Genomic DNA, 23536 nt, shown 5'->3' on the forward strand with positions numbered 1-23536 from the left:
GTTTCGTCATAGGGTTGAACACGCCAACCAACCCGACCTATGGAAACACAATCGACCTCTTCTGAAACGACCCAGAACCTGCCTTACGTGGACGGCTTCGTCCTCGTGATCGCGAAAGAAAACGTGGAGCAATACCGCAAGATGGCCGCCGCGGCGGGCAAGATCTGGCGCGAACACGGCGCGCTCGCCTTTATGGAAACGGTGGGCGACGACCTCGAGGCAAAGGACCATGTGCCGTTTCCGAAAATGGCGCAGGCCAAGGAGGGCGAGACCGTGGTTTTCTCGTGGATCGTCTACCAGTCGCGCGAGCAGCGCGACGCCGTGAACGCCAAGGTGATGGCCGACCAACGCATCCATGACCTGATGCAGGGGCCCGACATCTTCGACTGCAAGCGCATCGCTTACGGCGGCTTCCGCACCATCGTCTCGCTGTAGGAATCGCCACTCGGTCGAGGGAGGAGGGCGATCATTAGCAAGCTTGATCCGCTGCATAACTTTGCTTAACCTCCTCCCTTGCCCGGCGCGCAACGCCTGATTCTCTCCGTCCACCTCTGATTATCCGCCCGCTATGAAAATTGCCGTCAATATTGCCGGAGCCCTGCTCGGCCTCGCCTTCGTGGCTTTTGCCTTGATGTATTTCTTTATGGAGATGCCCCAGCCGGAGTTCCCGGCAGACTCGGCGCCCGCGCACTTCAACGCCGCTTTCATGCCTACCGGCTACATGGATTTCGTGAAAGTTATGGAACTGATCGGCGGGCTGCTCGTCGCCATCCCCATCACGCGCAACTTCGGGCTGCTGATCGTCGGGCCCATCATCGTCAACATCATCGCCTTCCACTACTTCGTGATGGCTGGAGAAGGGCTCTTCAGCCCCATCCTCATCGCCATCGTGGTGCTCGCGCTCTTCCTGCTGCTCGCGGGCGGCAAGCGTTTCGCCGGGCTCGCGCGCGCCGACTGAGTTTTTTCGTAAAAATCGCGCCGGTCTGTCCTCGCGCGCTCTGTTCGTTCGTCGAGACAGTGAACCTGAAAGGAAACACGACCATGGAAACTTCTGCCGAAACCAAGACGCCCCCACAATACATGCTGCTCATCCGCAACAACGAGTGGGACCGCAATTATTCGCCGGCCGAGCTGCAAGGCGCGCTCGACCGCATCTTCGGCTGGTTCGACAACCTCTCCGAGTCTGGCGTGATGGTGGACGGCAAGCCCCTCTTCGAGCGCTGCATGCGCGTCTCCCGCCAAGGGGGCCGTACGGTGGTCGACGGGCCGTTTGCCGAATCCAAGGAAGCCGTTGCGGGCTTCGTGATCCTCAACATCTCCACGATGGAGGAATCGGTGGAGATCGCGAGTAGCGCCCCCCATCTCGACTACGGCATGACGATCGAGGTGCGCCCCTTGGCCGAATCCTGCCCCGTCTACATGCGCACGCGCCAGTATGTCGAAGCGCTCGCCTGAACCTTTTACCGATCGTACACTATGGAATCTGACGGCTTGAAAGCACTGCACGACGCCCAACCCGACTACATGATCCTCTTCCGTGGCTCGGAGTGGACTCTGGGTTGCCCGCCCGACGAGATGGAGGCCCTCATGAACAACGTGATGGAGTGGTTTGAAGGGCTCTATCGCCAGAACAAGGTCAAGCTGGGCCACCCGTTGACCGACGAAACTTCCCTGGTATCGCACCGCGAAGGGCAAACGGTGGTCGACGGGCCTTTTGCCGAGACCAAGGAGGCCATCGGCGGCTTCCTGATCCTCAACGTCGAAACCCGCGAAGAGGCGATTGAGATCGCTGCCAGCGGCCCTTGGGTGCCCTACGGTATGAAGGTGGAGGTGCGCCAGATCGCCACCGCCTGCCCGCTGCTGGCTCGGGTAAAGCAACTCGCCGCTGCCGAAACAGCCTGATCGGCCTGATGCCATGACGGCCACGCCCGCCCAACCTGTGCCGGTGCACCGCGATGTGCCGCGCCTCACCGCCCACCTCTTCCGGCAGGAAGCGGGTCGACTCGTCTCGATGCTCACCGGCATCTTCGGGCTCGACCGCCTGCAGCTGGCCGAAGATGTGGTGCAGGATGCGATGGTGCGGGCGCTGCAGGTGTGGCCCTACCACGGCGTGCCCGACGAGCCGGCCGCGTGGCTCTTCCAGACCGCCCGGCGCCTCGCGCTCGACGCGATCCGCCGCGAGCGCACCTTCCGCATCAAGCAGCCGCAGATCGTGACCAACGTCGAGCAGCAGTTGAGCACGCTCGACACGTCCGACCCGATGTTCGAGGCCGAGGTGCGCGATGCCCGACTGCGGCTGATCTTCGCCTGTTGCCACCCGGCCCTGCCGGAAGAAGCGCAGGTGGCCCTCGCGCTCAAGACTCTGGGCGGTTTCAGCACCAGCGAAATTGCCCGCGCCTTCCTCTGTGCCGAGCCTGCCATGGCCAAGCGCCTGACCCGTGCGCGTCAGAAGATCCGCGACGAGGCGATCCCGCTCGAAATCCCGGCTGGCCCGGAGCTGCGCGAGCGGCAGGAGGGCGTGCTCAAGGTGCTCTACCTGCTCTTCAACGAGGGCTACCACGCCACCAGCGGCGAGCGCATGATCAAGGAAGAGATCTGCGCCGAAGCCATCCGCCTCGCGCGCATGGTCGTCGAGCACCCCGCCGCTGTGTCGCCGCCCGCCCACGCGCTGCTGGCCCTCATGCTCTTTACCGAGGCCCGCCGTCAGGCCCGGATCGACGACAACGGCAACCTGATGCGGCTCAGCGAGCAGGACCGCACGCAGTGGAATTACGGCCTCATCGGCGAAGGGCTGATGCAGCTCAACGCGGCCGCCCGGGGCGAGGACTTGACCGAGTATCACCTGCAGGCCGCCATCGCCGCCTGCCACTGCACCGCCCGCGAATACGAACAGACCGACTGGGGCCGCATCCTGCGCCTCTACGACCAACTGGTGCAGCTCAACGAGTCACCCGTTTACGCGCTCAACCGTGCGGTGGCCGTGGGGCAGGTCTTTGGCCCCGCCGCCGGCATGGAGGCCATCGAAAGCCTGATCAATCGCCACCAGCTCGATTCCTACCACCTGCTCTACGCGGTCATGGGCGACTTCGAGGCGCGTTTGGAGCACTTCCAGCAAGCGGCCGACCATTGGGAAGAAGCCCTCCGCCTCACCTCTCTCCCCACCGAGCAAGCCCACCTCCGCCAACGCCTCCGTGAACTAGGCCGCGATGGGGCTTGAAGGGGGGAGTTGGAAAGGAAATTCTCTCACCAAGGACACGAAGACACCAAGGGGGGGATGGGTTGATTCGAACGCGATCCGCCAATTGCCCCATCAGGGTATTTCTTCGTGCCTCTGTGCTCTCCGTGAGAGGCTTCTTATTTTTGAACCGCCTGTCGGCAAAACGCTACAAAGCGCTCGAAGGCGGCGCTGTGGTATTTTTGGCGGTGCCAGAAGAGGGAGAAGGTGCGGCGTAGGGCGAGGCCGGGCCAGGGGACGGGGACGACGTAGCCGAGCTCCAGCTCGCGGACAATGACACGGCGGGAGAGGCAGCCGAGGCCGAGGCCCGCTTCGACGGCTTTCTTGATCGCCTCGGTGTGGCCCAGCTCCAGCCGCAGGTGGATGGGGTGGCCGGCGGCGCGCATGGCTTGCTCAAATACCTCGCGGGTGCCCGAGCCCGGTTCGCGCATGATCCATTGGGCGGCGTCGAGCGAGACGTTCGCTTGCGCGGGTGCGGCGAAGACCACCAGCTCATCGTCGGTCCAAACGCTTTCGACCAAGTCCGAGTGGCTGACGGGGCCTTCGACCAGCGCGAGGTCGAGCCGGTGCTCCAGCAGGTGGCGGATGATCGACTGGGTGTTGTTGACCTCCAGCTGCACCTGGATCGCGGGGCAGGCGTTGGCAAACGCTCCTACGATGCCCGGCAGGAGGTAATTGCCAATGGTGGTGCTGGCCCCGACGCGCAGGTGCCCGGCCGGTTGGCCGTCGGCCATGCCCGCTTCGATTTCCTCCGCCCGGTCGAGCAGCGCCAGCACTTTGGGCAGGAGCAGACGGCCGTGCTCGTTGAGCACGATGCGCCGGGCGATGCGGTCGAAGAGGGGGTAGCCGATCACGTTTTCGAGCTCGCCCAAAGCCATACTGGCGGCAGAAGGCGAGAGGGACAGTTCCTCCGCCGCGCGCCCGATATGCTCGTGCACCGCGACGGCGGCAAAGATCTCCAGTTGGCGCAGGGTAAGGTTCATTCAATAAAACTGAATAACAAGTGAAAGATCATATATTTTACTGATGATGCGGATTCCGGTAGAATGGCAACCTCAACCTGAGAGCCCGCCATGAATCCTGCCCATCCGCAAACCGCCCCCCACGCTCACCTGCTGCCCGGCCTGCTCCTGACCGGGGCCGTGGCCGCTGTCGGCTTTGCGCTGGCGCAGCTGCCGAGCCTGCAGGCATTGCACCTCTCGCCGCTGGTGCTAGCCATCGTGGTCGGCCTGCTGGTGGGCAACCTCAGCGGGCGCTTTTACCCGGCAGCGGCACATCCGGGGGTGGGCTTTTGCCAAAAACGCATCCTGCGGCTGGCCATCGTGCTTTTCGGGTTCCGGGTCACGTTTCAACAGATTGCCGGGGTGGGGCTGGCGGGGCTCGCGGCCGATGTCGTCATGCTGTGTAGCACGCTCGTGCTGGGCCTGTGGCTGGGGCGTCGGGTCTTTGGGCTGGACCGCGATACAGCAATCCTGTGCGCGGCGGGCAGCTCGATCTGCGGGGCGGCGGCCATCCTCGCGACCGAGCCGGTGTTGAAGCCCGCGCCGCACAAGGTGACGGTTGCCGTCGGCACGGTGGTGCTCTTCGGCTCGCTGGCGATGTTTGCCTACCCGGCGCTCTATCACTGGGCAGGGATGGACGCCCACCAGTTTGGCATCTACACGGGCTCGACCGTGCACGAAGTGGCGCAAGTCGTGGCAGTCGGTGGCGCGGTGGGCGGCGGCACGGCGGAGACAGCGGTGATCGTGAAGCTCGCCCGCGTAATGTTGCTCGCGCCCTTCCTGCTCGTGCTGAGTTGTTGTCTGAGCCGGGAGGGTGGGGAAGCTCGCCGCGCTATCACCATCCCGTGGTTTGCGGTGCTGTTTGTGGTCGTGGCGGGCATCAACTCGCTCAACCTGCTGCCGTCCGCGCTGGTGCAGGGCATTGTGTGGCTCGATACGGTGCTGCTGACCCTCTCGATGGCCGCGCTGGGCCTCGATTCGCGCTTCAGCCGGTTTCGGGGCGTCGGAGCGGGGCCGATCTACTGCGGCCTGGCGATGTTTGCCTGGCTTATTGCGGGGGGTTGGGCCGTGAATACCTTGCTCTGCCGGTGGTGGGGGTGATGGGGGAGGGCGGCTGGCACCCAAAGGGTGCAACCCAAAATCGAAGGCTTACCGGAAGTCGCCGGTGGCGACATCGCGGCTAGTCGCTGCAATCCAAAGGCTTGCGTAAGGCGCAGGATGGGCTAGAGGTGTATGTCGGCTGATTTGGAAGCTGCAAATCAAAGGCAAGTCGGAGACAGTAGCATCTGAATTAGGGGAGCGAAGACAAAGCTTGGAGCGCGGCAGGCAAGAGGCTTGTCGGGTGCTCCAGCATCCGCAGGATGCCAGCGGCTAGCCGGATTTCGCCGCAGGCGACTTCCGGTTGTGGTGGGCGAAAGCTAAAGCACCCTTTGGGGTGCCAGCTTCCTGCCTCGAATAATACCCTTTCTGGCTCGTCTCGTGGCTGGTTCTGGCTAGGCTCTTCTTTGCCATGGCCAGCCCTGACTACTCCCAGAAAATCGACCCGCTCCGCGATACCTGCCCGGTGAAGGCCGCGATTGACGTGATCCGGGGGCGGTGGAAGCCGATGATCCTGTGGGAGCTGGCGCAGGGCACCCAGCGCTTTAGCGATCTGCAGGCGGGCTTGCAGGGGATTGCGCCGCAGGTGCTGACGGTGCAGCTGCGTCAACTGGAGGCGGATGGGGTGATCAAGCGCACCGTCTACCCCAAGGTCCCAGCTCGGGTAGAGTATGAATTGACGGAGGAGGGCCGCTCGCTCTCGTGTGTAATGGATGCGCTCGACGAATGGGGCACGCGCTACCTGCAGCGCCAGGGTATCGAGGCCGACGACCGGTGCCGCCGCAGCCTCGACGCTCACTTTTAGGTGAGTGGGTCAACTTTTTAGGACGAAGCACTCGGGTGCGCTTTGTGGCAGACTGGGGGCATGAAAAATCTGCTCATCATCCAGTCCAGCGCCCGCATCACGCGCTCCAATACCCGCCACCTGACCGCTCGCTTTGCCCAACGCTGGCAGGCCCACCTGCCCGATGCCGCCGTCAAGGTGCGCGACGTTGGCCTCAACCCGCCCCCGGCCATCGACGAGACCTGGATTGCCGCCGCCTTCGGCGAGAGCCCGACCTCTGAACGCTCGCTCGCGCTGAGCGAGGAGCTGATTGCCGAGCTGGAGTGGGCCGACGCGGTGGTGCTGGGGGTGCCGATGTATAACTTCGGGCTGCCGGCGGCGCTCAAGGCATGGTTCGACCAAATCGTGCGCGTGGGGCGGACGTTTGCCTTCGATGCGACGGCGGCGGAGCCCTACCAGCCGCTGTTGCAAGACAAGCCGACGGTGGCGCTCGTTTCGGTGGGGGACGGCGCACTCTTGCCGGGCGGTGAGCTCGCCCACCTCAACCACCTCGAGCCGCACCTGCAGACGATGCTCGCGTTCATCGGCCTCTACGATCTCCGCTATGTGCGGGCGGGTTATGACGAATATCAGGATCAGCGTTTCCGGAAGTCGCTCGCCACGGCGGAGGCGCAGGTCGACGCGGCGGTCGCGCAGCTGTTTTCGGCGGCGGTCGCTTAGGGTGCGAGCGGGCTGGGGATTTGACCGGCGGGGGCTTCGCAGCTACTATCATGTTGCGTTTCGCCCCCCGGTGCACTACCTCGTAGGCGAATTCCCGGGCGGTTCCACCCCGTTCGTCTCTCTGTTATGACAGCCTTGACCTCCGATAATATCGCTTGCCTGGAGCAAGGGCGGGTCCTGCTCCGGGCTCTGCCCGCCGGGATGTACGCCCAACCGTGTGCCCAGTGTTTCAACAGCACGATGGGCGGCCACCTCAGGCACAATACCGACCACTACGAGTGCTTCCTTAAGGGTTACCGCACGGGCGAGATCGATTACGATGCTCGCTCGCGCGATACCCTTATCGAGACCGATGCGGAGTATGCGGAAGGCGTGCTGGGCCGCTTGGCCGAAGGGCTGGCGGAGGTCGACGAAGCGATGCTCGACGAGCCGGTGCGGGTGAAGATGGACGGGGGATGCTCGGAGGAGTGGAGCCACTCCTCGATCCGCCGCGAGCTGCAATTCCTGCTCAGCCACACGATCCACCACTACGCGCTGATCGTGGCGATTGGCCAGAGCTTCGGCTTTCGCGACTTTCCGGCAAAGTTCGGGGTCGCGCCGTCGACGCTCAAGCATCGAACGGTCCGCGCCTAGCGGGCGTCTCACCCGGGGTATGTGTACGGTCTCCTGGATCCGGCAACCGGAAGGCTATCGCCTTTGGTTCAACCGCGACGAGCAACACGGGCGCGCAGCCGCCCTGCCGCCCCGTGTCCATACGCCTGCACAGGGCCTGCACTGGCTCGGCGCAACCGATCCGGTAGGTGGCGGCACCTGGCTCGGCGTCAATGCGGCGGGCGTCTCGTTGGGGCTGTTGAATTATTACGAGCGGCAGACCACGGCGGTGGCCCCCGGAGCCCGCAGCCGTGGCCTGTTGATCAGCGATTTGTTGCCACAGGTCGCCGCCATTTCGGAGTTGGATGCCTTGTTGGCGCCGCTCGACCTGAGCCTCTACCGCGCGTTTTACCTGCTGGCCTGGAGCACCGAGGGCGTGCGCTGGTGGGTGTGGGACGAGCAGGCGCTGCGCGAAGTGCCCACGGCGGAGGTACGGCCGCCGATCGCCACGTCTTCGATCCAGCCGCAGGAGGTGGCGGCTGCCCGCCGCGCGGTCTTCGCCGCCCTGCCGCAGCCGTGGACGCCCGAGGCGGTGCGCGCGGCCCACCTCACGCCAGACCCGGAGCGGCCAGCCTTTGGCGTCTGCATGGAGCGCGACGATGCTCGCACGGTGAGCCTCAGCGAAATTTTCGTGAAGCCAATGGAGGTTTTTTATGGTTATAAGACCAAGGAGCGTAGTCCGGGAGGCTGGTCTGCGCTCGTAGAGACGTCGCTTGAGCGCGTGCCCCATTCCCTTTCCTGATGAAACGCTGGTTCCGCCGTCTGGCGCTGGTTTATCTGCTGCTGCTGATCGCTTCGCACGTGGTGCGTTGGCAACAGGAGCCCCATGCTCCCCGGGAAGCGGGAGAGAAGGTCGTCACGGTGGCCAGCGTGCGCGGTATTACCGCTGCGGCGGACGAGCCGGTCGAGATCGCCTATCGCAGCCAGTTGGCGGAAGACCCCGGCGCGCCCAACCTCATCCTCCTGCACGGCAGCCCGGTGGCGTCGGTCTCGATGGAGGGGCTTTTTGCGCAGTTCCCGGGCTACAACGTTTATGCCCCCGACTTGCCGGGCCTCGGTGCCTCCACCCGGGAGGTGCCCGACTACTCGATCAAGGCCCACGCGCTCTACACGCTGGAGTTTATGGACGCCCTGGGGATCGAGCGGGCCCACGTCGTCGGCTACAGCATGGGCGGCGGGCCGGCGCTGATCCTGGCCGAGATGGTGCCCGAGCGGGTGAAGAGCATTGTGATGCTCTCGTCGATTGGCGTGCAGGAGTACGAGCTGTTTGGGCGCTACGATATCAACCACGCGGTGCACGGCTTCCAGCTCGCGTTCTTTTGGCTGCTGCAGGAGGCGGTGCCGCATTTTGGCTGGCTCGACGACTTTCCGCTCAACCTCTCCTACGCGCGCAACTTTTACGATACCGACCAACGGCCCCTGCGGCGCATCCTCAGCCATTACCATGGGCCGATGCTGATCCTGCAGGGCACGGAAGATACGCTCGTGCCACCGGAGGCAGCCGAAGAGCACCACCGCCTCGTGCCGCAAAGCGAGCTGCACCTGCTGCCCGGCGGGCACATCATGCTGATGCAGCAGCCGGAGGTGGTGGGCGAGCTGTGTCGCGAGTTCTTTGCGCGAGTGGAGCAGGGGCAGGTGCCGACCCGTGCCCAGATGCCGGCTGAGCTGCGCGAACGGGCGCAGGCCCCCTTTGAACGAGCCGAGACGTTTGGCTACACCGGCATGGCCCTGGTCGTGATGATGCTGCTGATCGTGGTCGCGACCTTGGTCTCGGAAGACCTTACCTGTATTGTGGCTGGCCTCATCGCAGCGCAGGGTTTGATCAGCGTCCAGGCAGCCATGACCGCCTGCCTGATGGGGATCTTTATCGGGGATGTGGGGCTGTATTTGATGGGTCGCTACATGGGCCGCCGTGCTCTGCGCAAACGTCCCTTCAAGTGGCTCGTCTCGGAGGAGCAGGTCGAGCGGGCTGCCCGGTGGTTCCACGAGCGCGGCTCACTGGTCATCTTCATCACGCGCTTCCTGCCTGGTACACGGGCGCCGGTCTACTTTACCGCTGGCTCGGTGCATGCGCCGTGGCTGTCGTTCATCACCTATTTCGGCGTGGCCGCCTTGATCTGGACGCCGATCATCGTGGGGCTGGCCTACAAGCTGGGCGACGCCTTGCTCGACTACTACCACGCGTTCGAGGCCTTCACGATCCCAGCAATCCTGTTGGTGGGGCTCTTGATGTATTTAATAATTCACTACGGAATCCCACTTTGCACCTGGCGGGGTCGTCGGCTGTTGCTCTCCAGATACCGACGCTCTTCCCGCTGGGAGTTCTGGCCGCTGTGGAAGTTCAACACCCCCCTCATGCTCTACGCATTCTGGCACGGGCTTACCCGCTACCGCAACCCGTTGCTTTTTACCTGCGTCAACCCCGCCATCCCGCACAGCGGCTTTATTGGCGAGAGCAAAAGCCTGATCCTGACCGGCCTTGCGGGGGCAGGGGATGCGATCGCGCGCTGGCGGCTGATCGCACCCAACCCGGATCTGGAGGCGCGTTGGCAGGAGGTCGAGGCATTCCGCACCGCCCACGGCTGGAGCTTCCCGCTGGTCTTGAAGCCAGATGAGGGGCAGCGGGGGCTGGGGGTCGCCATCGTGCGCCGCCCGGAAGACGGTCGCGAATACCTGCGTCGCAACCCCTGCGCGGTGATCGCGCAAGAATACATCCCAGGCCGCGAATACGGCGTCTTTTATGCGCGCAAGCCTAGTGAACCGCAGGGGCGCATCATTTCGCTCACGATCAAGGAGATGACGAGCGTCACCGGCGACGGTGAGCACGACCTGGAGCACCTGATCCTGGCTGATGACCGCGCCGTCTGCCTGGCCCCCGTCTTCCTGCACCGGCACCACCACCAGTTGGCGCGGGTGCCGGCGAAGGGCGAGCGCGTGCCGCTGATCGACATCGGCACTCACGCGCGCGGCGCCTTGTTCCTCGACGGCATGCACCTGATCACGCCCGGGTTGACGGCGGAGATCGACCGGATTGCGAAGAGCTTCGAGGGCTTCCACTTTGGTCGCTTCGACATCCGCGTGCCCCCGAGTGGGGATATTGCGGCGGGGCGAGAGCTGAAGGTGATCGAGCTCAACGGCGTCACCTCCGAGAGCACGCACATCTACGACCCCCGGCACAAGGTCGACTACGCCTACCGCACGATGCGCGCGCAGTGGCGGCTGGCCTACGCCATCGCCGCCGAGCTGCAGCAGCGTGGGGCTCGCCCGTGGACGTGGCGGCAGTTCCTCCGGCACTGGTGGGAAACGCACCGTCGGCAGGGCGTGATCAAACGCTCCGAGTAAAGCTTTTGGCGGTGCGAAGAGCTTGTCTTTAGCGGATGAGAGGATAGGCTGCGTCGCAATGAAGCGTTTGCTGTTATGGTCGTGTCTCTGCCTCGCCACCGCCCTCCATGCCGGGCTTGAAGACCTGCAGGTGGGTGATGCTGCGGCGAAAGTCGAGCGCGAGCTGGGCGCGCCCACCGGCAAGATGGGGCGCGCGGGCAAAATGGAGATCTGGCAGTACCCGGGCGCGACGATCAAGCTGGTGGCGGGCAAGATAGCCTCGATCGAGCGGCGCGGAAGTAATGCGGCTGGCAACCCCGCCGCGCCGTTCAATACCGTGCGGGCGGTGGTGCCCAAGGTGAAGGAGATCCGCGACAACGGGAAGGCCTTTGCCCTCGAAACGGTAACGGTCAAAGGTCAGGTAACAGTGGTCGATTTCTTTGCCGACTGGTGCGGCCCGTGCAAAAAAATCAGCCCCGTGCTGGAGGATATGGCGCAGCATCACGAGGGCGTGGTGCTGCGCAAGGTCGACATCGTGACGTGGGACCGCCCCGTGGTGAAGCAATTCGATATTCGCGCAATCCCCTTCATCCTCGTCTTCGACCGCAACGGCCAGATCGTGGGCGAACCCACCAGCGACCCTCGGGTCGTCTACACACAAGTCCGGGCGGCGCTGGCCCAGCAGTAGGCAGGGGGTGGGGCGCCTTCTTGAGGGTGAGCCTACTCCCCGTGCCAGGGCGTGCGGAGTAGCTCGGGGAACCAGAGGGGCTGATCCTTGAGCGGCAGCTCGCGGGCGATCCGGTCGGCGGGGATGTGGCTTTCCTGGGCGGCGGCCAGCGGGTCGCGTTGGGCGGAGGCGGAGAGGCCTTGCTGGAGCAGGGCCGCCTGTTCGCGTTGCAGATAAGCGCCGAGGCTGGCGTCGTCACCCACTTCGGCTTCGCTCACGCCATTGGCGCGGGCGGCCTGCAGCAGGTCGAGCAAGGTGATCGCGCGGCCTTTTTCGACTTGGGCGGCGGCGCGGCGCATCACGGTGCGCAGCTCGCGTAAGCCGCCGGGCCAGCCGTAGTTGAGCACCCAGCCGGTGGCTGTCGGCTCCATGCGCACGGCTTCGCCCAACAGGTTACGCAGGGTCTCGGCGCAATAGTCGGCAATATCGAGTGGCCGTTGGTTCAGGCTCGGCCAAGTAATCGCAGGGGCGAGGTCGGGGGTGCGGGTCATCTGCTCCCAACGCTCTTCGAGGCCGGGGGCGAGCAGCACGACGGTGTTGCAGGGGCGGGGCTGCATGCGAGCGCCCGCCTCGCGTAAAAAGGCCGCCACTTCGTATGCTTCTTCGCCGGACATCGCGCTGAGCAACAGCACGCCTTCGCCCTCGGCCACGGTGCCGCTGGCATCGGGCTGGCGCACGTCATCGGCACGGCCCACGCGCCATTCGGCGATCTGGCGGGCCAGCATCTCGCCCTCCTGGGCATCGGTAGTCACGACGGTCACGATCTCGCGCTGTGGCGTGGCTTCCCAGAGCGATTGCAGCGCGGTCTGGGCCAGCCAGCTGCGGGCACAGACTTCCTGGGCCGGCTGGGGGTAGCTGGCGCCGACGAGGGAGCCTGCCCGGCTGTCCATCGAACTTACCCGGCCGGGCTTCACGTAGCGACGGATGTAGTCCACCAGGTCGTGGACGTTGAAGGGCTTTTCGAGGACGAGGTTGACGCTGAGGTTGGCTACGCGGATGAGGTCGCGCGGGTTCATCATGCCCGAGACCATCACGACGGGTAACTCCGGGCGGTCTTTGCGGATGGCCTGGAGCAGCTCCGCGCCGTCGAGCCCCGGCATCTTGAAATCGCTGATTACGAGGTCGAAGGACTGCGTGCGCAGCATTTCGAGCGCTTCCGCCGGGTCGTAAGTGAGGGCGGAGGTGTAGCCGTGGGCCAGCAACAGCTCGCCGAGCATTTCGGCGGCGGCGGGTTCGTCTTCAATCACCAGGATCTGCGCGTTCATTGGGCGGGCTCTTCCTCGTTTTCGGCAATGATCTGGCGGACCAGTTCGGGGTGGACCTGCAGGAGCTGGGCCGTAGCTGTGATGTCGCGCCCGCAGAGCAGATGCGCGGCTTGGGTGTATTCGGCGCGGCGCAGGCTCAGGCGGCGCCAGAAGCGGCTGTCGGGCGCACCCACGGCCTGCGCTGCGGCCTGGCGCATGGCTTCGCGCACGGTGGGCAGGCGCAGGATCGGCTCGGCGCTGCAGGTGGCGGCGGTTTGCATCACTTGGCGAAGCTGGCGGAGATTGCCCGGCCAGGATTGCCGGCGCAGAAAGGCGGGGACTTCGGGGTCGAGCCGGCCTTTGGGGCGCAGCTGGCCCCAGAGGCGCTGGGCAAAGAGGGGCACGTCGTCGGCCAGGTCGCGCAAGGTTGGCACCACGATTTCGCGTTCGCCGAGCACTTGCAGCAGCTTGGGCTCAAGCAGTTGCTCGTCGCGCAAGTCCTGAAGCGGCTGGCCGACGATGGCAATGAGCCGCAGGCAGGCCTCGACCGCGCCCAGGCTGCCTTCACCTCGGGCAGCGGCGGCGACGATGTCTTGCTGCCAGTCCTGTAAGGCGTCGGCCTGTTCGATCGCGAGCGTCAGGTAGCCCTCGGGCCCCACATCGTGATCGGCCAGCATTTGGCCGAGCGTTTCTTCGTCGAGCTGGCTGGGGGTGAGGTAGACGAGGCGGTCTTCGTAGGGGTTGACGCGCACAAAGTCCTGGCAGATCTCGCGCACCGGCAGGCCGGCCTCGGCCCGCAGCACGAGGCAGCCCACAAAGTCGGCCAGTTCGCTCAACCGTCGCTGCCAGACGGCGGAGGCGTCACTTTCGCCGGTCAAGGCACGGGCGGTGGTGTCCTCCGGGTTGGTGCCGCCCCCGATCGGGTCTGCCGCGAGTTCGCCACTGTGCTGGACGAGTTCGTTGGCCTTTTGCAGGAGGTTGAAGATGTTGATCGGCTTGGTGAAGACGCCAGCCACGCCTTGGCGGATGAGGTTGCGGATGCCGTCGCTGTCGAGAAAGCCCGAGATCACGATGATGGGCACGGCGCGGCCTTCGCGGCGCAGCCAGTGCACCAGCTCGAGGCCGTTCTTCTCCGGCATGCGCAGGTCGGTAACGATCAGCGAAAAGCGGGCGTTGCCGAGGATGTGGCGCGCTTCATCGACGCTGGCTGCAGTGGAGGTGCGATAACCGGCCTGCGCAAAGACGTCTGCCATGAGCAGGCGGAAGTCGCTGTCGTCGTCGATGACCAGAATCGAGGCGCTCGTGATCATTCTTCCGAGGGCGGAGGAGGGGTTGGCTGGGCTTCCTTGACGAGGGTGTAGAGGCGTTCTTTCAACTCCGGCAGGCCCTCTTCGAGCAAGCAGGAAAGGGGTTGCACCGGCACGTCGACTTCCTGGCGGAAGCGCTGCAGGTTTTCGGCGGAGGCGGGCTCGTCCATCTTGTTGGCGGCCACCATGTGGGGGCGGTCGAGCAGCTCCGGGTCGTAAAGCTCCAGCTCTTCGCGCAGTTCGCGGTAGTCCTGCACCGGGTCGCGCCCGTCGGTTGCCGCCATGTCGACGATCAGCAGCAGCACGCGGCAGCGCTCGATGTGGCGGAGGAAGCGGTGCCCCAGGCCCTTGTTTTCATGCGCGCCCTTGATCAGCCCCGGGATGTCCGCCAGCTTCAGGCGGTCGTAACGCTCGGGGTAGAGGATCACGCCAATGTTGGGGTGCAGCGTGGTAAAGGGGTAGGAGGCCATCTTGGGGCGGGCCGCCGTGATCATGTTGACGAGCGTGCTCTTGCCTGCGTTGGGGAAGCCCACGAGGCCGATGTCGGCAATGCTCTTGAGCACAAAGCGGAACTCGCCGTGCTGGCCGGGATCGCCATCGGTCGACTCGCGCGGCGCGCGGTTGGTCGAGCTTTTGAAAGTGAGGTTGCCGCGCCCGCCACCGCCGCCGGCCAGCAGGATAAAGCGCTGGCCCGGCTCAATCAGCTCCGTCACCGGTTGATCGTTGCGGGTGCTGATGACGACGAGGCCCGGCGGCACCTTGAGCACGCAGTCTTCACCGCCGCGGCCATCCTTGTCGCGGCTCATGCCATTGCCGCCGTGGTCGGCCTCCCAGTGGGGCTTGTAGTAAAACTGGCGGAGGTCGCTCACGTTTTCGTCGCATTCGAGCACGACGTCGCCCCCCTTGCCGCCATTGCCGCCATCGGGGCCACCTTTGGGGATATACTTCTCGCGGCGGAAGCTTACGCAGCCATTCCCGCCGTTACCGGCCCGCAGCTTCACCGTGCACTCATCGATAAACATTCAAGGCACGGTAGCCAGCGTACCCCGCGAAGCAAAGCCAAAAGCATCGATCCGCGCGGAAGGAAGGGGATGCGGGGTTGTAAAGGACGACGCCTAGGCGGCTTTCGCTTCTATGCAGCCTTCTTTCGCCGCTTCCACACGAAGACGCCGATCATACCGAGGCCGAGGCCCATGAGGGCGTAGGTCTCCGGCTCGGGGACGACGAGCGTGTCGAAATCGTCCACGCGGAAGGCGACGGAGGAGTAGTCTTCCAGGGTGCCGACGCCGACCAGCGAGCGGCCATCGAGGCTTAGCTCCAGCTTTTCGATGTAGAGGATGCCTTGGGAGTAGACTTCGGCCGCGAGCAGGTCGTGCAAGTCAAGGGTAAAGCTGAAGTCGCTGAAATGCAGGAGGTAGTCGCTCCCTTGCTCCAGATCGAAGGTGCCGATGCCGTAGGCCTGCAGCAGGGTGCGCTGCCCGTCGAACGACATGGAGACGACTTCGAGGAACTGGGCCAGCCCCGGGAGGTAGATCTGTTCGATCTCGCCCCCGCGATAGAGGTAGATCGAGAACAGCTCTTCGGGGGTGGGGGTGCCGAAGGTGGAGATCGTGCGCAGGGCGAGCGTCTGGCCATCTCCGGAAAGGCCTTCGGCGACGGTCAGGCTGCCGTCGATCGTGATGTTCTGGAACGCCCCGCCGTTGGTGGAAATGACGGCAGCATCCTGGCCGTCGACGTAGCGGTTGCCAAGAATCACGCTGCCATCCCGGCTGATGGCCGTGACGCTGACGTCTGCGGAATTTTCGAGCGCGGTGGTTTGCCCGTCGTGGTCGAGCAGGTAGACGGCCTGTTGGGTGTAGTCGTAGCCGTAGGCGAGGGAGCCGTCGCCGGAGAGACCGCCGAGGTAGGAGTCGCCCGGGAGGTCGAAGCTGCGGAAATAGCCGGGCGTCCAGAAGTGGACCTGCATGCCTTGGCCCGAGTAGGTGTTGAACACCAGCGTCTTGCCAATATCGTCCGCCCCCATCAGGTAGGCGGAGTAGGGCTCGAGGCCGAAGGCGACCGGGTCGATTTCGATGAAGCCGGTGCTCTCCTGATAGATCACGTAGCGGGTCCGCTCGTCGGCCCCATACACCCCGTAGACGGCGCCTTCGCCATTGCGCGCGGCCTGCTCCACATAGTAGCCGAGCTCAAAGCTGGGCAAGGGGAAGGCCGAATAGGTGGCGGCTTCGGCCCCGGAAAGCAGGGCGAGGGTGCAGGCGAGCAAGCTGAAGAGGCGAGACTTCACGGCAGTTCATCCATATGCAGCCCTTCTCGCGCGTCAAGCCCCAGCGGAGGTGGATAGAGAATATGTGAAAAACGTTTGGGTGCGGGCCCGAAAAAACCGGCCTGTTGCCAGGCCGGCCCTTTTTGAACTGAACTATTGAAACGTCTGGTTTCTGAAAAGTCAGCGGTGCGCTTTAGGCGCGGCGGCGGCGCCAGAGCACGAAACCGAGGCCCAGCAGGCCGGCGAGGGCGGCGTAGGTGGAGGGCTCGGGCACGAGGTAGGCCGGGATCTCGTAGACGCCGAAGTTGCCGGAGACTTCGTAGCCAGCGAGCAGGTAGAGCTTGCCGTCTTCACCGAAGAAGAACTCGAGCGATTCCGGCGCGGCCATGCCATCGCCAAAGCTGTTGACGTAGTCGAGCATCAGCGGGTTGCTCGGGTCGGTCAGGTCGAAGAGCAGGATGCCGTTCTGGCGCTCCATGCCGATGGCCATCAGCACGGTGCCGTCGAAAGTCTCGATCACATCGAGGGCTTCCGGCTCGGGGCCCTTGTTGTCGGAGCGGCTGTCGAGGGTCTCCGTCATCGGGTCACCGTCTTCGAAGGCGCCTTCGGCTTCGGCGTTATGGATCGTCGGGTCGATGCTGGCGAGCAGGGCTTCGAGCGAGTTGCTGTCGTAGACGAGTGCGCCGGTGTCGTCGTAGATCGAGAAGCCACGACCACCGAAGCCGGTCAGCACGTCGATGTCGCCGTCGCCGTCGGTATCGCCGTCGACGATGGACACGGTGTAGCGGCCGAGGGCGGCGTCGCTTTTGTAGTTGCCGTAAATCAGGTTCAGGGCGGCTTCGGTGGCCGGGTCGACGGACGGGTTGCCGTCTTTGCCGAGGTCCTTCACGCGGGCTTCGTCCACCGTGCCGAGGTCGGCGCTGGCATCGGTCACGGCGTCGCCCTCGTTGGCGGTCACGATGTAGGTTTTGCCGTTCTTGCGGAAGCTGCCGATGGTGTCGGGCATGGGCAGGCCGTGCACGAGGTCGTCGATGAGCAGGCCGCCATCGCGGTCGGACGCGTCGATCGTCTGTTCGCGGGTGCCCAGGCTCCAAATGTTGGACCAGGTGCCGCTTTGCACGTCGAACTGAGCGAGGCCGTTGTTTTCCTGCAGCGAGACGTAGAGCTTGCCGTCGTTATACGACAGGTATTCGGGCTCGACGTTCAGGTAACTCGGGGCGTTCTTGCTCGCGTAGTCGCGCAGGCCGCTCAAGTCCTGGCCCTGGAAGTCGTAGGTGTTGCTGACCGCATTGGTTACGGCGTTGCCCTTGTTGGTGACGCCACCGAGGTTGATCGCGGTGATGCTGCCGGCTTGTTCGCCGCCGCTGGAGCCGTTTTCACCTTCGTTGGCGACGAAGGCCCACTGGCCGTCCTTGGAAAAGATGACGCTGTCGGGGTGGTAGCCTACGTTGATCGAGCCGAGCACGGCCCCGGTCGTGGTGTCATAAAAGCCGAGTTGGCCCACTTCGCCGCCGTTGCTGTTGGGGATGAGGGTCGCGAGGCCAAAGCCGCGGCCCATCGGGTCGATCGCCGTGCTGGAGATGCCGGAGAGGCCGCTGGAGGTGCCGAACGAGCCCGAGAAATCGGCAAAGGCCCCTTGGGTGATGCTCGCGCCTGCGCCGAAGGAGTAGAGCTGGATGCCGCCCTCGGCGGTCGAGGCAATCGTGCCGTTGTGGTAAGAGAGGATTTCCGCCCCGCCAGCGCCTACCGTCATCTGGTTGACGAGTTGCATCTTGGAGGCGCCGAAGACGGGCAGAACCGCCAACGTGGAGAGAAGAGCCAGAGCAGAGATTTTCATGAAACGCCGAGAAAAAGAGAGAACGCGCATCTTGACCAGAGGGCTGGGTTACGGATGCGCGAAGATTCGGCAAAGTGTTTGCGCGAGGGGCGTTAGAGCCCTCGGGCGTCGCAAAAAATCTTAGGGCAGGGGCGCAAAGCCCAGCTTGGGGGCTGCTTCGTGCCAGGCTTCGGGCACGGGGGAGGTCAGCGCCAGCGGCTCTTGGCGTTGCGGGTGGGGCACGGTGAGCTGCCAGGCGTGCAGCCAGAGGCGCTGGTGCCCGAGAAAGTCGCGGAAAAAGCGGTTGTGGCGGCTGTCGCCGTGCGTGGTGTCCCAATAATCGGGTGGCGCAGGTGCCCGAGGTGGCGGCGCAGCTGGTGGTAACGCCCAGTGTGGGGCTCGGCTTCGAGCAGGGTGTAGCGGGCGGTGTCGTAACGACCTACCGGGTGCGCGACCTCCGTCTGCTGCCGGGGGCGGAAATCCGTCACCGCCGGTTGCGGCTCGCCGGTGCCGTCTTTGGTCAAGGGGTAGTCGAGGTGCACGGGGGCTTCGAGCCAGCCGCGTGCGATGGCCAGGTAGCGCTTCTGCGTCTGCCGTTCGCTGAAGGCAGTCACGAGGGAGCGGGCGCTCTCGGGATCAAGCGCGAAGACGAGCACGCCGGAGGTGGCGCGGTCGAGCCGGTGGACGGGATATACGATCTGCCCGAGGAAGTCGCGCGCCTCCTGCAGCGCAAAGCGGGTTTCGCGGGTGTCGAGTTGCGAACGGTGGACCATCAGGCCGGCCGGCTTGGTGAAGGCGGCCAGGTAATCGTCGCGGTAGAGCAACTGCAATGCGTCCATGCGACAGGGCGTCGCTAGGGGCAGGGCTTGTCAAGCCCGGCATAGGGCTCGCCCAGCGAATCCAGCCCCAGCCAGGCCAGTGCTTCGGCCTCGGTCTGGAAGATCACGAAATCCCACGAGGTGCGCATGCGCAGGGAATAGTCGATGTATTCCTGCGTAAACTCCCGCGTATAGGTGTCGGCAATGAGAAAAACCATGCGGATACGCGGGGCGTGGAGCGAGGCGGCCATGTCTTGTGCCGCCAGCACTTTGGCCTGATCCATCTCGATGCACGAGAGATCGCCCTTTCGCAGGTCCCACAGGCTGAAGCAATGATCGTCGAAGCGAGGGTCGCGCCACAGGGCGGCGTTGGCTTCGTTGATTTCGGCGAGGTCGACTCGCCCTTCAAAACGTAAGGCGGTACCCTTTGGATACCACGACAGCGTAAAGGACATTCGTAGGGACTATAGGCTAAAAAAGCGCCGCTGCAAGGCGGCTGCGGCGGCCAAGGCATATATTTCGCCCCTATCAGACGTTAGGGAAGGCCAAGCCGGTGGGTTGACCTCGGCGGCGAGTGTCATGATCGCCGTTAGGCCGCGTCCGGCGCTTCAATGCCCAGCCAGTCGAGCGCCGCAGCGTAGTCGTCGGCGAGGTGGAAGCGCCAGTTGAAACTCATCCGGCGGCAGTAGTCGATGTAGTGCTCGACGAACGAGACCACGAAGGCATCGGTCGCGACAAAGACCAACCGGATGCGGGGAGCCTGGATGCTGGCGGCCTTGTCATGCGCGGCGAGCACCTTGGCCTGATTCAAGGGGATACGCAGGGCGGTCACCTCCCGGAGGTCCCAGATGCTGAAGATCTGGTCGTCGAAACGCGGGTCACCATAGAGCTCCAGCTCCAGTTGCTGAATCTGGTCGAGGTCCAGCGCACCCTGAAACTGGAGGACGGTGCCTTTGGGGTACCAAGACACGGAGTAGGGCATCTTCCAAACGTAGCACAAAAATGTAAAAAAGGTAGCCCCCGAGGAGAGCTACCTTTGAAAAATGAGGCATTTATGGCGAGGCCTACAGGTCCTTGTCCGTCACCGCGCCTTCGCTGGCGGAGCGGACGAGCTTGGCGTACTTGCCGAGCACCCCGCGCTTTTCGCCCGGGCCCTTGGGCTGGTACTGGGCGAGGCGGGCCTGCAGCTCTTCGTCGGGGATGAGGACGTTGATCGTATTCTTGACCGCGTCGATCTCGATCGTGTCACCCGTCTTGACCACGCCGATGGGGCCGCCGAGGGCCGCTTCGGGCGTGATGTGGCCGACGTCGAAGCCGTGCGAGCCGCCGGAGAAGCGACCGTCGGTGATGAGCGCCACTTCCTTGATCAGGCCGCGACCGGCCACGGCGGAGGTGGGCGAAAGCATTTCGCGCATGCCCGGGCCGCCGGCAGGGCCTTCGTTGCGGATCACGACCACGTCGCCCGCCACGATGTCGCCCCGCAGGATGCCCTTCAGCGCGTCTTCTTCGCCTTCGTAGACCTTGGCCGTGCCCTTGAAGTAGAGGCCTTCCTTGCCCGTGATCTTGCCGACGGCGCCGGTGGGGGCGAGGTTGCCGCGCAGCACGCGCAGGTGGCTCGTCTGCTTGATCGGCTGGTCCCACGGGTGGACGATGTCCTGCTTGTCGGGGAAGCTCGGGTAGGGCTGCACGTTCTTCAGGCTCTCGGCAATGGTCTCGCCGGTGCAGGTGAGGCAGTTGCCATGCAGCAGGCCGCGATCGAGCAGCATCTTCATCAGCGGGCGCACGCCGCCGATGCGGATGAGGTGGCTCATGTTGTAGCGGCCAAAGGGCTTCACGTCGCACAACAGCGGCACCTTTTCGCCGAGGCGCTCAAAGTCGTCGATGCTCAGCTCCACCCCGGCGCTGTGGGCGATGGCCAGCAAGTGCAGGATGATGTTGGTGGAGCCGCCGAGGGCGATGCCCACGGTGATGGCGTTTTCAAAGGCCTGGCGCGTGAGGATGTCGCTGGGCTTGATGCCCTTTTTGAGCTGCTCAAGCACGGCCGCACCGGCGTTTTCGCAGTCCTGGCGCTTGTCTTTGGAGATCGCGAGCTGGCTGCTGCTGCCGGGCAGGGAGAGGCCGAGCACTTCGATGCAGCTGGCCATGCTGTTGGCCGTATACATGCCGCCGCAGGAGCCGGCCCCGGGGATACAGACCTTTTCGACTTCCTTCAGGCCCGCGTCGTCGAGCTCGCCTTTGGCGTGCTTGCCGATGGCTTCGAAAACGGAAACGATGTCGAGCGGCTTTTCCTCCTTGGTGTCGTGCGGCATGAAGCCGGGCAGGATGGTGCCACCATAGACGAACACGGCCGGGCGGTTGAGGCGCGCAATGGCCATCGCGCAGCCGGGCATGTTTTTGTCGCAACCGCCGATGGCGACCACGCCGTCGAAGCCTTCACCTGCCACCACCGTTTCGATGGAATCGGCGATCACCTCGCGCGAAACGAGGCTGTAGCGCATGCCCTTCGTGCCCATCGAGATGCCGTCGGAGACGGTAATGGTGCCGAAGGTTACGGCCTTGCCGCCATGGCTGTCCACCCCGCGAGCGGCGTGTTCGGCCAGCTCGTTGATGTGCATGTTACAGGGGGTCAGGTCGCTCCAGGTGCTGGCAATGCCGATCTGGGGCTTCTTGAAGTCTTCGTCACCAAAACCGGTGGCTCGAAGCATGGCCCGCGCCGCAGCGCGATCCACGCCATCGACCACCGTAGACGAATGGGGACGGGGCAGCTGATTCTCGCTCATGAGGCGGTCTACCATGAGCGAACGCACGCGCAGAGGCCAGCACCTTTTTACGCCTCGTGCAGGGCGGCGGAGGCGGGCCTGGTATCACGGCGGGTGGATCCTGACGCAGTGGCACCCCTCCCGGGTGCAGAATCTGGTTAGGTATCTATCCGGGGGTGTCGGCCGCGGTGCGTCCTCAACCCCCGGCTATCTCGCTGGCATCCCGTTTGGGATGCTGGATCGTCCAGCAAGCCAGAGGCTTGCCAGATCTTAGCGCGGGGTTGAGGTCCGCAAGAGCGGACCGACACCCCGGGTATTTTACCCGCGCTTCATAGCACCTTGGAAGGGTGCCACCATAGAGCTCAATGAGATGCTAGAAGTAGCGGAAGGTGACGGTCATTTCCAGCGTCTCTTCGCCGAGCAGGATCATCTCGGGGGTCCACTTGCGGTAGGGGGCAGGGCTCTGAATCGCGTCTTCTACGAAGATCTTCTGCAGCATGCTGCCGCTACTCTCCTCGTGAATCTTCAGGTCGACGATCTCCCCGTTGCGGTCAATCGAAAAGGTAACGGTTACGCTGGCGCGGTTGGCGAGTTCGCTGGAGCGGCTGTTGCGCAAGAGGTCGATCCAGCGCAGGTAAAAGGCTTCCTCCACCTGGGCCCAATATTCGCCAAACTGCGAATACTTGGTGTTGAAGGCGACGTGGCTGCGGCGCATGACGCCTTCGTCGGACTGGCGGAGCGGGCCCAGCGTGCGATCACGGGTGACAGAGACCCGTGGGCGAGGCTCCGGCGCGGTCGAGGGCGTGGCCTGCTGGGCATTTTGCGCCGGCTGGGGCTCTTGCTGGGCCGTCTGCGGCTGCGCGCGGGGCGAGGGCTGCTGTGCGCGGGGCGAGGGCTGCTGTGCGCTGGGCTGTTGCTGCGGGTTGGTCGCCTGGCTGGGTGGCAGGTTCGGGTTTTCGGGCACTTCGAGGCGGGGCGGGCTCTCTTCGATCCGCACCACGTTGGGGCCTTCGTTGTTAAAGACTTCGTCCGGTTCCCAACCTGGCCGCGGGGGAATCGGCGGTTGCTCGGGCTGAGCTGCCATTTGCGGCACCTCCGGCTGGGCGCGCGAGGGCTGGGGAGCCGCCTGGGGCGTCTCCTGCTCTTGCGGGGCCGGTTGCTCCTGTGCCTGGGCTTGCTCGGTGGCGTCGGCTTCGGAAGGCTCCTGCTGCTGGGGTTGCTCGGAAGGTTGCTGCTCGGCCTGTTCGGCGCTTTCCTGCGCGCCGGGCTGGGCCTCTCGCACCTCCTGGTCGATCTCGTCGGCCTTCAGGTTGCTGGCCTCGGTGGGCTCGTACGGGTTGCCCTGGACGATGCGGTCGGTGTCTTCCTCGCCCTCGTTGGCTGGCGTCTGGTCGAGGCTCAGCGTCTCGGGCTCGGCGGTATTGGCGGCCGTCTGGTTGCGATCCGAGACCAGCTCGGTCGGCTCGGTCGGGATCTCGTCCGGCGCTTCGGGGTTGGAGCGGATGATCTCGAACTCCGGGGGATCTGGCGGCAATTCCTCTTCCGGGATTTCCAGCGTGATCTCGAGCTGGCGCGGCGGGTCTTCCTTGATCACCGGCACGACGATGCTGGTGGGGAAGAGCGCGAAGACGATCAGGTGCAGCAGGATGGCGATGAGCGCGCCATAGATCAGGTTGTCGCGGTCGCGCGGCTGGCGCAGCCAGTTTTGCTCCTGCGGCTTCGGGCGGGGCGAAGGCGGCAGGTCCGGCGGGGGCGGCGACATCTTGGGCTTGGTGTCCAGGCTGCTCATGGG

General features: G+C 64.7%; 23 protein-coding genes. 12 read left to right on the forward strand and 11 right to left on the reverse strand.

Annotated features, from left to right (window positions below):
* Positions 1-39 precede the first annotated feature (39 nt).
* From Q7P63_10900 to Q7P63_10920, 5 genes are all read left to right on the forward strand, one after another.
* Entirely contained in the window at positions 40-435 is a 396-nt protein-coding gene (locus Q7P63_10900; protein MDP0500596.1) for a DUF1428 domain-containing protein, read from the forward strand.
* Positions 436-568: 133 nt separating this feature from the next.
* Positions 569-958: a hypothetical protein gene (locus Q7P63_10905; protein MDP0500597.1), complete on the forward strand. Its 390-nt coding sequence runs from the start codon at positions 569-571 to the stop codon at positions 956-958.
* An 83-nt stretch (positions 959-1041) separates the two neighbouring features.
* Positions 1042-1455, forward strand: coding sequence for a YciI family protein (locus Q7P63_10910; protein MDP0500598.1), 414 nt, complete (start codon positions 1042-1044; stop codon positions 1453-1455).
* Positions 1456-1476: 21 nt separating this feature from the next.
* Positions 1477-1902, forward strand: coding sequence for a YciI family protein (locus Q7P63_10915; protein ID MDP0500599.1), 426 nt, complete (start codon positions 1477-1479; stop codon positions 1900-1902).
* A 13-nt stretch (positions 1903-1915) separates the two neighbouring features.
* Complete coding sequence (locus Q7P63_10920; GenBank protein MDP0500600.1) at positions 1916-3217, forward strand: sigma-70 family RNA polymerase sigma factor; 1302 nt, start codon at positions 1916-1918, stop codon at positions 3215-3217.
* A 137-nt stretch (positions 3218-3354) separates the two neighbouring features.
* Here the strand turns inward: Q7P63_10920 and Q7P63_10925 are convergent, their stop codons facing one another.
* Entirely contained in the window at positions 3355-4218 is an 864-nt protein-coding gene (locus tag Q7P63_10925; GenBank protein MDP0500601.1) for a LysR family transcriptional regulator, read from the reverse strand.
* A 90-nt stretch (positions 4219-4308) separates the two neighbouring features.
* Here Q7P63_10925 and Q7P63_10930 point away from each other — a divergent pair, with 90 nt between their 5' ends.
* From Q7P63_10930 to Q7P63_10960, 7 genes are all read left to right on the forward strand, one after another.
* On the forward strand, positions 4309-5337 hold the full coding sequence (locus tag Q7P63_10930) for a YeiH family protein (protein MDP0500602.1): 1029 nt from the start codon (positions 4309-4311) through the stop codon (positions 5335-5337).
* A gap of 409 nt (positions 5338-5746) precedes the next feature.
* Entirely contained in the window at positions 5747-6139 is a 393-nt protein-coding gene (locus Q7P63_10935; GenBank protein ID MDP0500603.1) for a helix-turn-helix domain-containing protein, read from the forward strand.
* A gap of 60 nt (positions 6140-6199) precedes the next feature.
* A complete protein-coding gene (locus Q7P63_10940; GenBank protein ID MDP0500604.1) occupies positions 6200-6838 on the forward strand; it encodes an NAD(P)H-dependent oxidoreductase in 639 nt (212 codons plus the stop codon).
* A gap of 126 nt (positions 6839-6964) precedes the next feature.
* Positions 6965-7471, forward strand: coding sequence for a hypothetical protein (locus Q7P63_10945; protein ID MDP0500605.1), 507 nt, complete (start codon positions 6965-6967; stop codon positions 7469-7471).
* Positions 7472-7490: 19 nt separating this feature from the next.
* Complete coding sequence (locus Q7P63_10950) at positions 7491-8231, forward strand: NRDE family protein (protein MDP0500606.1); 741 nt, start codon at positions 7491-7493, stop codon at positions 8229-8231.
* Positions 8231-10831: an alpha/beta fold hydrolase gene (locus tag Q7P63_10955; GenBank protein ID MDP0500607.1), complete on the forward strand. Its 2601-nt coding sequence runs from the start codon at positions 8231-8233 to the stop codon at positions 10829-10831. The genes Q7P63_10950 and Q7P63_10955 overlap by 1 nt, the downstream gene beginning before the upstream one ends.
* A 58-nt stretch (positions 10832-10889) precedes the next feature.
* Entirely contained in the window at positions 10890-11498 is a 609-nt protein-coding gene (locus Q7P63_10960) for a thioredoxin family protein (GenBank protein MDP0500608.1), read from the forward strand.
* A 32-nt stretch (positions 11499-11530) separates the two neighbouring features.
* On the opposite strand, the gene Q7P63_10965 is transcribed toward Q7P63_10960, so the two are convergent.
* From Q7P63_10965 to Q7P63_11010, 10 genes are all read right to left on the reverse strand, one after another.
* A complete protein-coding gene (locus Q7P63_10965; protein ID MDP0500609.1) occupies positions 11531-12802 on the reverse strand; it encodes a response regulator in 1272 nt (423 codons plus the stop codon).
* Complete coding sequence (locus Q7P63_10970) at positions 12799-14091, reverse strand: response regulator (GenBank protein MDP0500610.1); 1293 nt, start codon at positions 14089-14091, stop codon at positions 12799-12801. Before Q7P63_10970 ends, Q7P63_10965 begins: the two co-directional genes overlap by 4 nt.
* Positions 14088-15110: a GTPase ObgE gene (obgE, locus tag Q7P63_10975; protein MDP0500611.1), complete on the reverse strand. Its 1023-nt coding sequence runs from the start codon at positions 15108-15110 to the stop codon at positions 14088-14090. Before obgE ends, Q7P63_10970 begins: the two co-directional genes overlap by 4 nt.
* A 110-nt stretch (positions 15111-15220) precedes the next feature.
* Entirely contained in the window at positions 15221-16372 is a 1152-nt protein-coding gene (locus tag Q7P63_10980; protein ID MDP0500612.1) for a PEP-CTERM sorting domain-containing protein, read from the reverse strand.
* Positions 16373-16544: 172 nt separating this feature from the next.
* Complete coding sequence (locus Q7P63_10985) at positions 16545-18188, reverse strand: PEP-CTERM sorting domain-containing protein (protein MDP0500613.1); 1644 nt, start codon at positions 18186-18188, stop codon at positions 16545-16547.
* 185 nt (positions 18189-18373) lie between these two features.
* Positions 18374-19006: a pseudouridine synthase gene (locus Q7P63_10990; GenBank protein MDP0500614.1), complete on the reverse strand. Its 633-nt coding sequence runs from the start codon at positions 19004-19006 to the stop codon at positions 18374-18376.
* A gap of 14 nt (positions 19007-19020) precedes the next feature.
* Entirely contained in the window at positions 19021-19440 is a 420-nt protein-coding gene (locus Q7P63_10995) for a hypothetical protein (protein ID MDP0500615.1), read from the reverse strand.
* 134 nt (positions 19441-19574) lie between these two features.
* A complete protein-coding gene (locus tag Q7P63_11000; protein ID MDP0500616.1) occupies positions 19575-19955 on the reverse strand; it encodes a hypothetical protein in 381 nt (126 codons plus the stop codon).
* 94 nt (positions 19956-20049) lie between these two features.
* Complete coding sequence (ilvD, locus tag Q7P63_11005; GenBank protein ID MDP0500617.1) at positions 20050-21765, reverse strand: dihydroxy-acid dehydratase; 1716 nt, start codon at positions 21763-21765, stop codon at positions 20050-20052.
* A gap of 352 nt (positions 21766-22117) precedes the next feature.
* Entirely contained in the window at positions 22118-23533 is a 1416-nt protein-coding gene (locus Q7P63_11010; protein MDP0500618.1) for a hypothetical protein, read from the reverse strand.
* Between the last annotated feature and the right edge of the window lie 3 nt (positions 23534-23536).

The organism is Verrucomicrobiota bacterium JB022 (assembly GCA_030673845.1).
Taxonomy (GTDB): domain Bacteria; phylum Verrucomicrobiota; class Verrucomicrobiia; order Opitutales; family Oceanipulchritudinaceae; genus WOUP01.

Bases quoted from the DNA above. Each gene is read 5' to 3' on its own strand.
- obgE (MDP0500611.1), bottom strand. From the start codon at position 15,110: ATGTTTATCGATGAGTGCACGGTGAAGCTGCGGGCCGGTAACGGCGGG.
- Q7P63_10945 (MDP0500605.1), top strand. From the start codon at position 6,965: ATGACAGCCTTGACCTCCGATAATATCGCTTGCCTGGAGCAAGGGCGG.
- Q7P63_10910 (MDP0500598.1), top strand. From the start codon at position 1,042: ATGGAAACTTCTGCCGAAACCAAGACGCCCCCACAATACATGCTGCTC.
- Q7P63_10995 (MDP0500615.1), bottom strand. From the start codon at position 19,440: ATGTCCTTTACGCTGTCGTGGTATCCAAAGGGTACCGCCTTACGTTTT.
- Q7P63_10935 (MDP0500603.1), top strand. From the start codon at position 5,747: ATGGCCAGCCCTGACTACTCCCAGAAAATCGACCCGCTCCGCGATACC.
- Q7P63_10905 (MDP0500597.1), top strand. From the start codon at position 569: ATGAAAATTGCCGTCAATATTGCCGGAGCCCTGCTCGGCCTCGCCTTC.
- Q7P63_10985 (MDP0500613.1), bottom strand. From the start codon at position 18,188: ATGAAAATCTCTGCTCTGGCTCTTCTCTCCACGTTGGCGGTTCTGCCC.
- Q7P63_10960 (MDP0500608.1), top strand. From the start codon at position 10,890: ATGAAGCGTTTGCTGTTATGGTCGTGTCTCTGCCTCGCCACCGCCCTC.
- Q7P63_10990 (MDP0500614.1), bottom strand. From the start codon at position 19,006: ATGGACGCATTGCAGTTGCTCTACCGCGACGATTACCTGGCCGCCTTC.
- Q7P63_10970 (MDP0500610.1), bottom strand. From the start codon at position 14,091: ATGATCACGAGCGCCTCGATTCTGGTCATCGACGACGACAGCGACTTC.
- Q7P63_10920 (MDP0500600.1), top strand. From the start codon at position 1,916: ATGACGGCCACGCCCGCCCAACCTGTGCCGGTGCACCGCGATGTGCCG.
- Q7P63_10965 (MDP0500609.1), bottom strand. From the start codon at position 12,802: ATGAACGCGCAGATCCTGGTGATTGAAGACGAACCCGCCGCCGCCGAA.
- Q7P63_11010 (MDP0500618.1), bottom strand. From the start codon at position 23,533: ATGAGCAGCCTGGACACCAAGCCCAAGATGTCGCCGCCCCCGCCGGAC.
- Q7P63_10940 (MDP0500604.1), top strand. From the start codon at position 6,200: ATGAAAAATCTGCTCATCATCCAGTCCAGCGCCCGCATCACGCGCTCC.
- Q7P63_10950 (MDP0500606.1), top strand. From the start codon at position 7,491: ATGTGTACGGTCTCCTGGATCCGGCAACCGGAAGGCTATCGCCTTTGG.
- Q7P63_10915 (MDP0500599.1), top strand. From the start codon at position 1,477: ATGGAATCTGACGGCTTGAAAGCACTGCACGACGCCCAACCCGACTAC.
- Q7P63_10925 (MDP0500601.1), bottom strand. From the start codon at position 4,218: ATGAACCTTACCCTGCGCCAACTGGAGATCTTTGCCGCCGTCGCGGTG.
- ilvD (MDP0500617.1), bottom strand. From the start codon at position 21,765: ATGAGCGAGAATCAGCTGCCCCGTCCCCATTCGTCTACGGTGGTCGAT.
- Q7P63_10900 (MDP0500596.1), top strand. From the start codon at position 40: ATGGAAACACAATCGACCTCTTCTGAAACGACCCAGAACCTGCCTTAC.
- Q7P63_10955 (MDP0500607.1), top strand. From the start codon at position 8,231: ATGAAACGCTGGTTCCGCCGTCTGGCGCTGGTTTATCTGCTGCTGCTG.
- Q7P63_10930 (MDP0500602.1), top strand. From the start codon at position 4,309: ATGAATCCTGCCCATCCGCAAACCGCCCCCCACGCTCACCTGCTGCCC.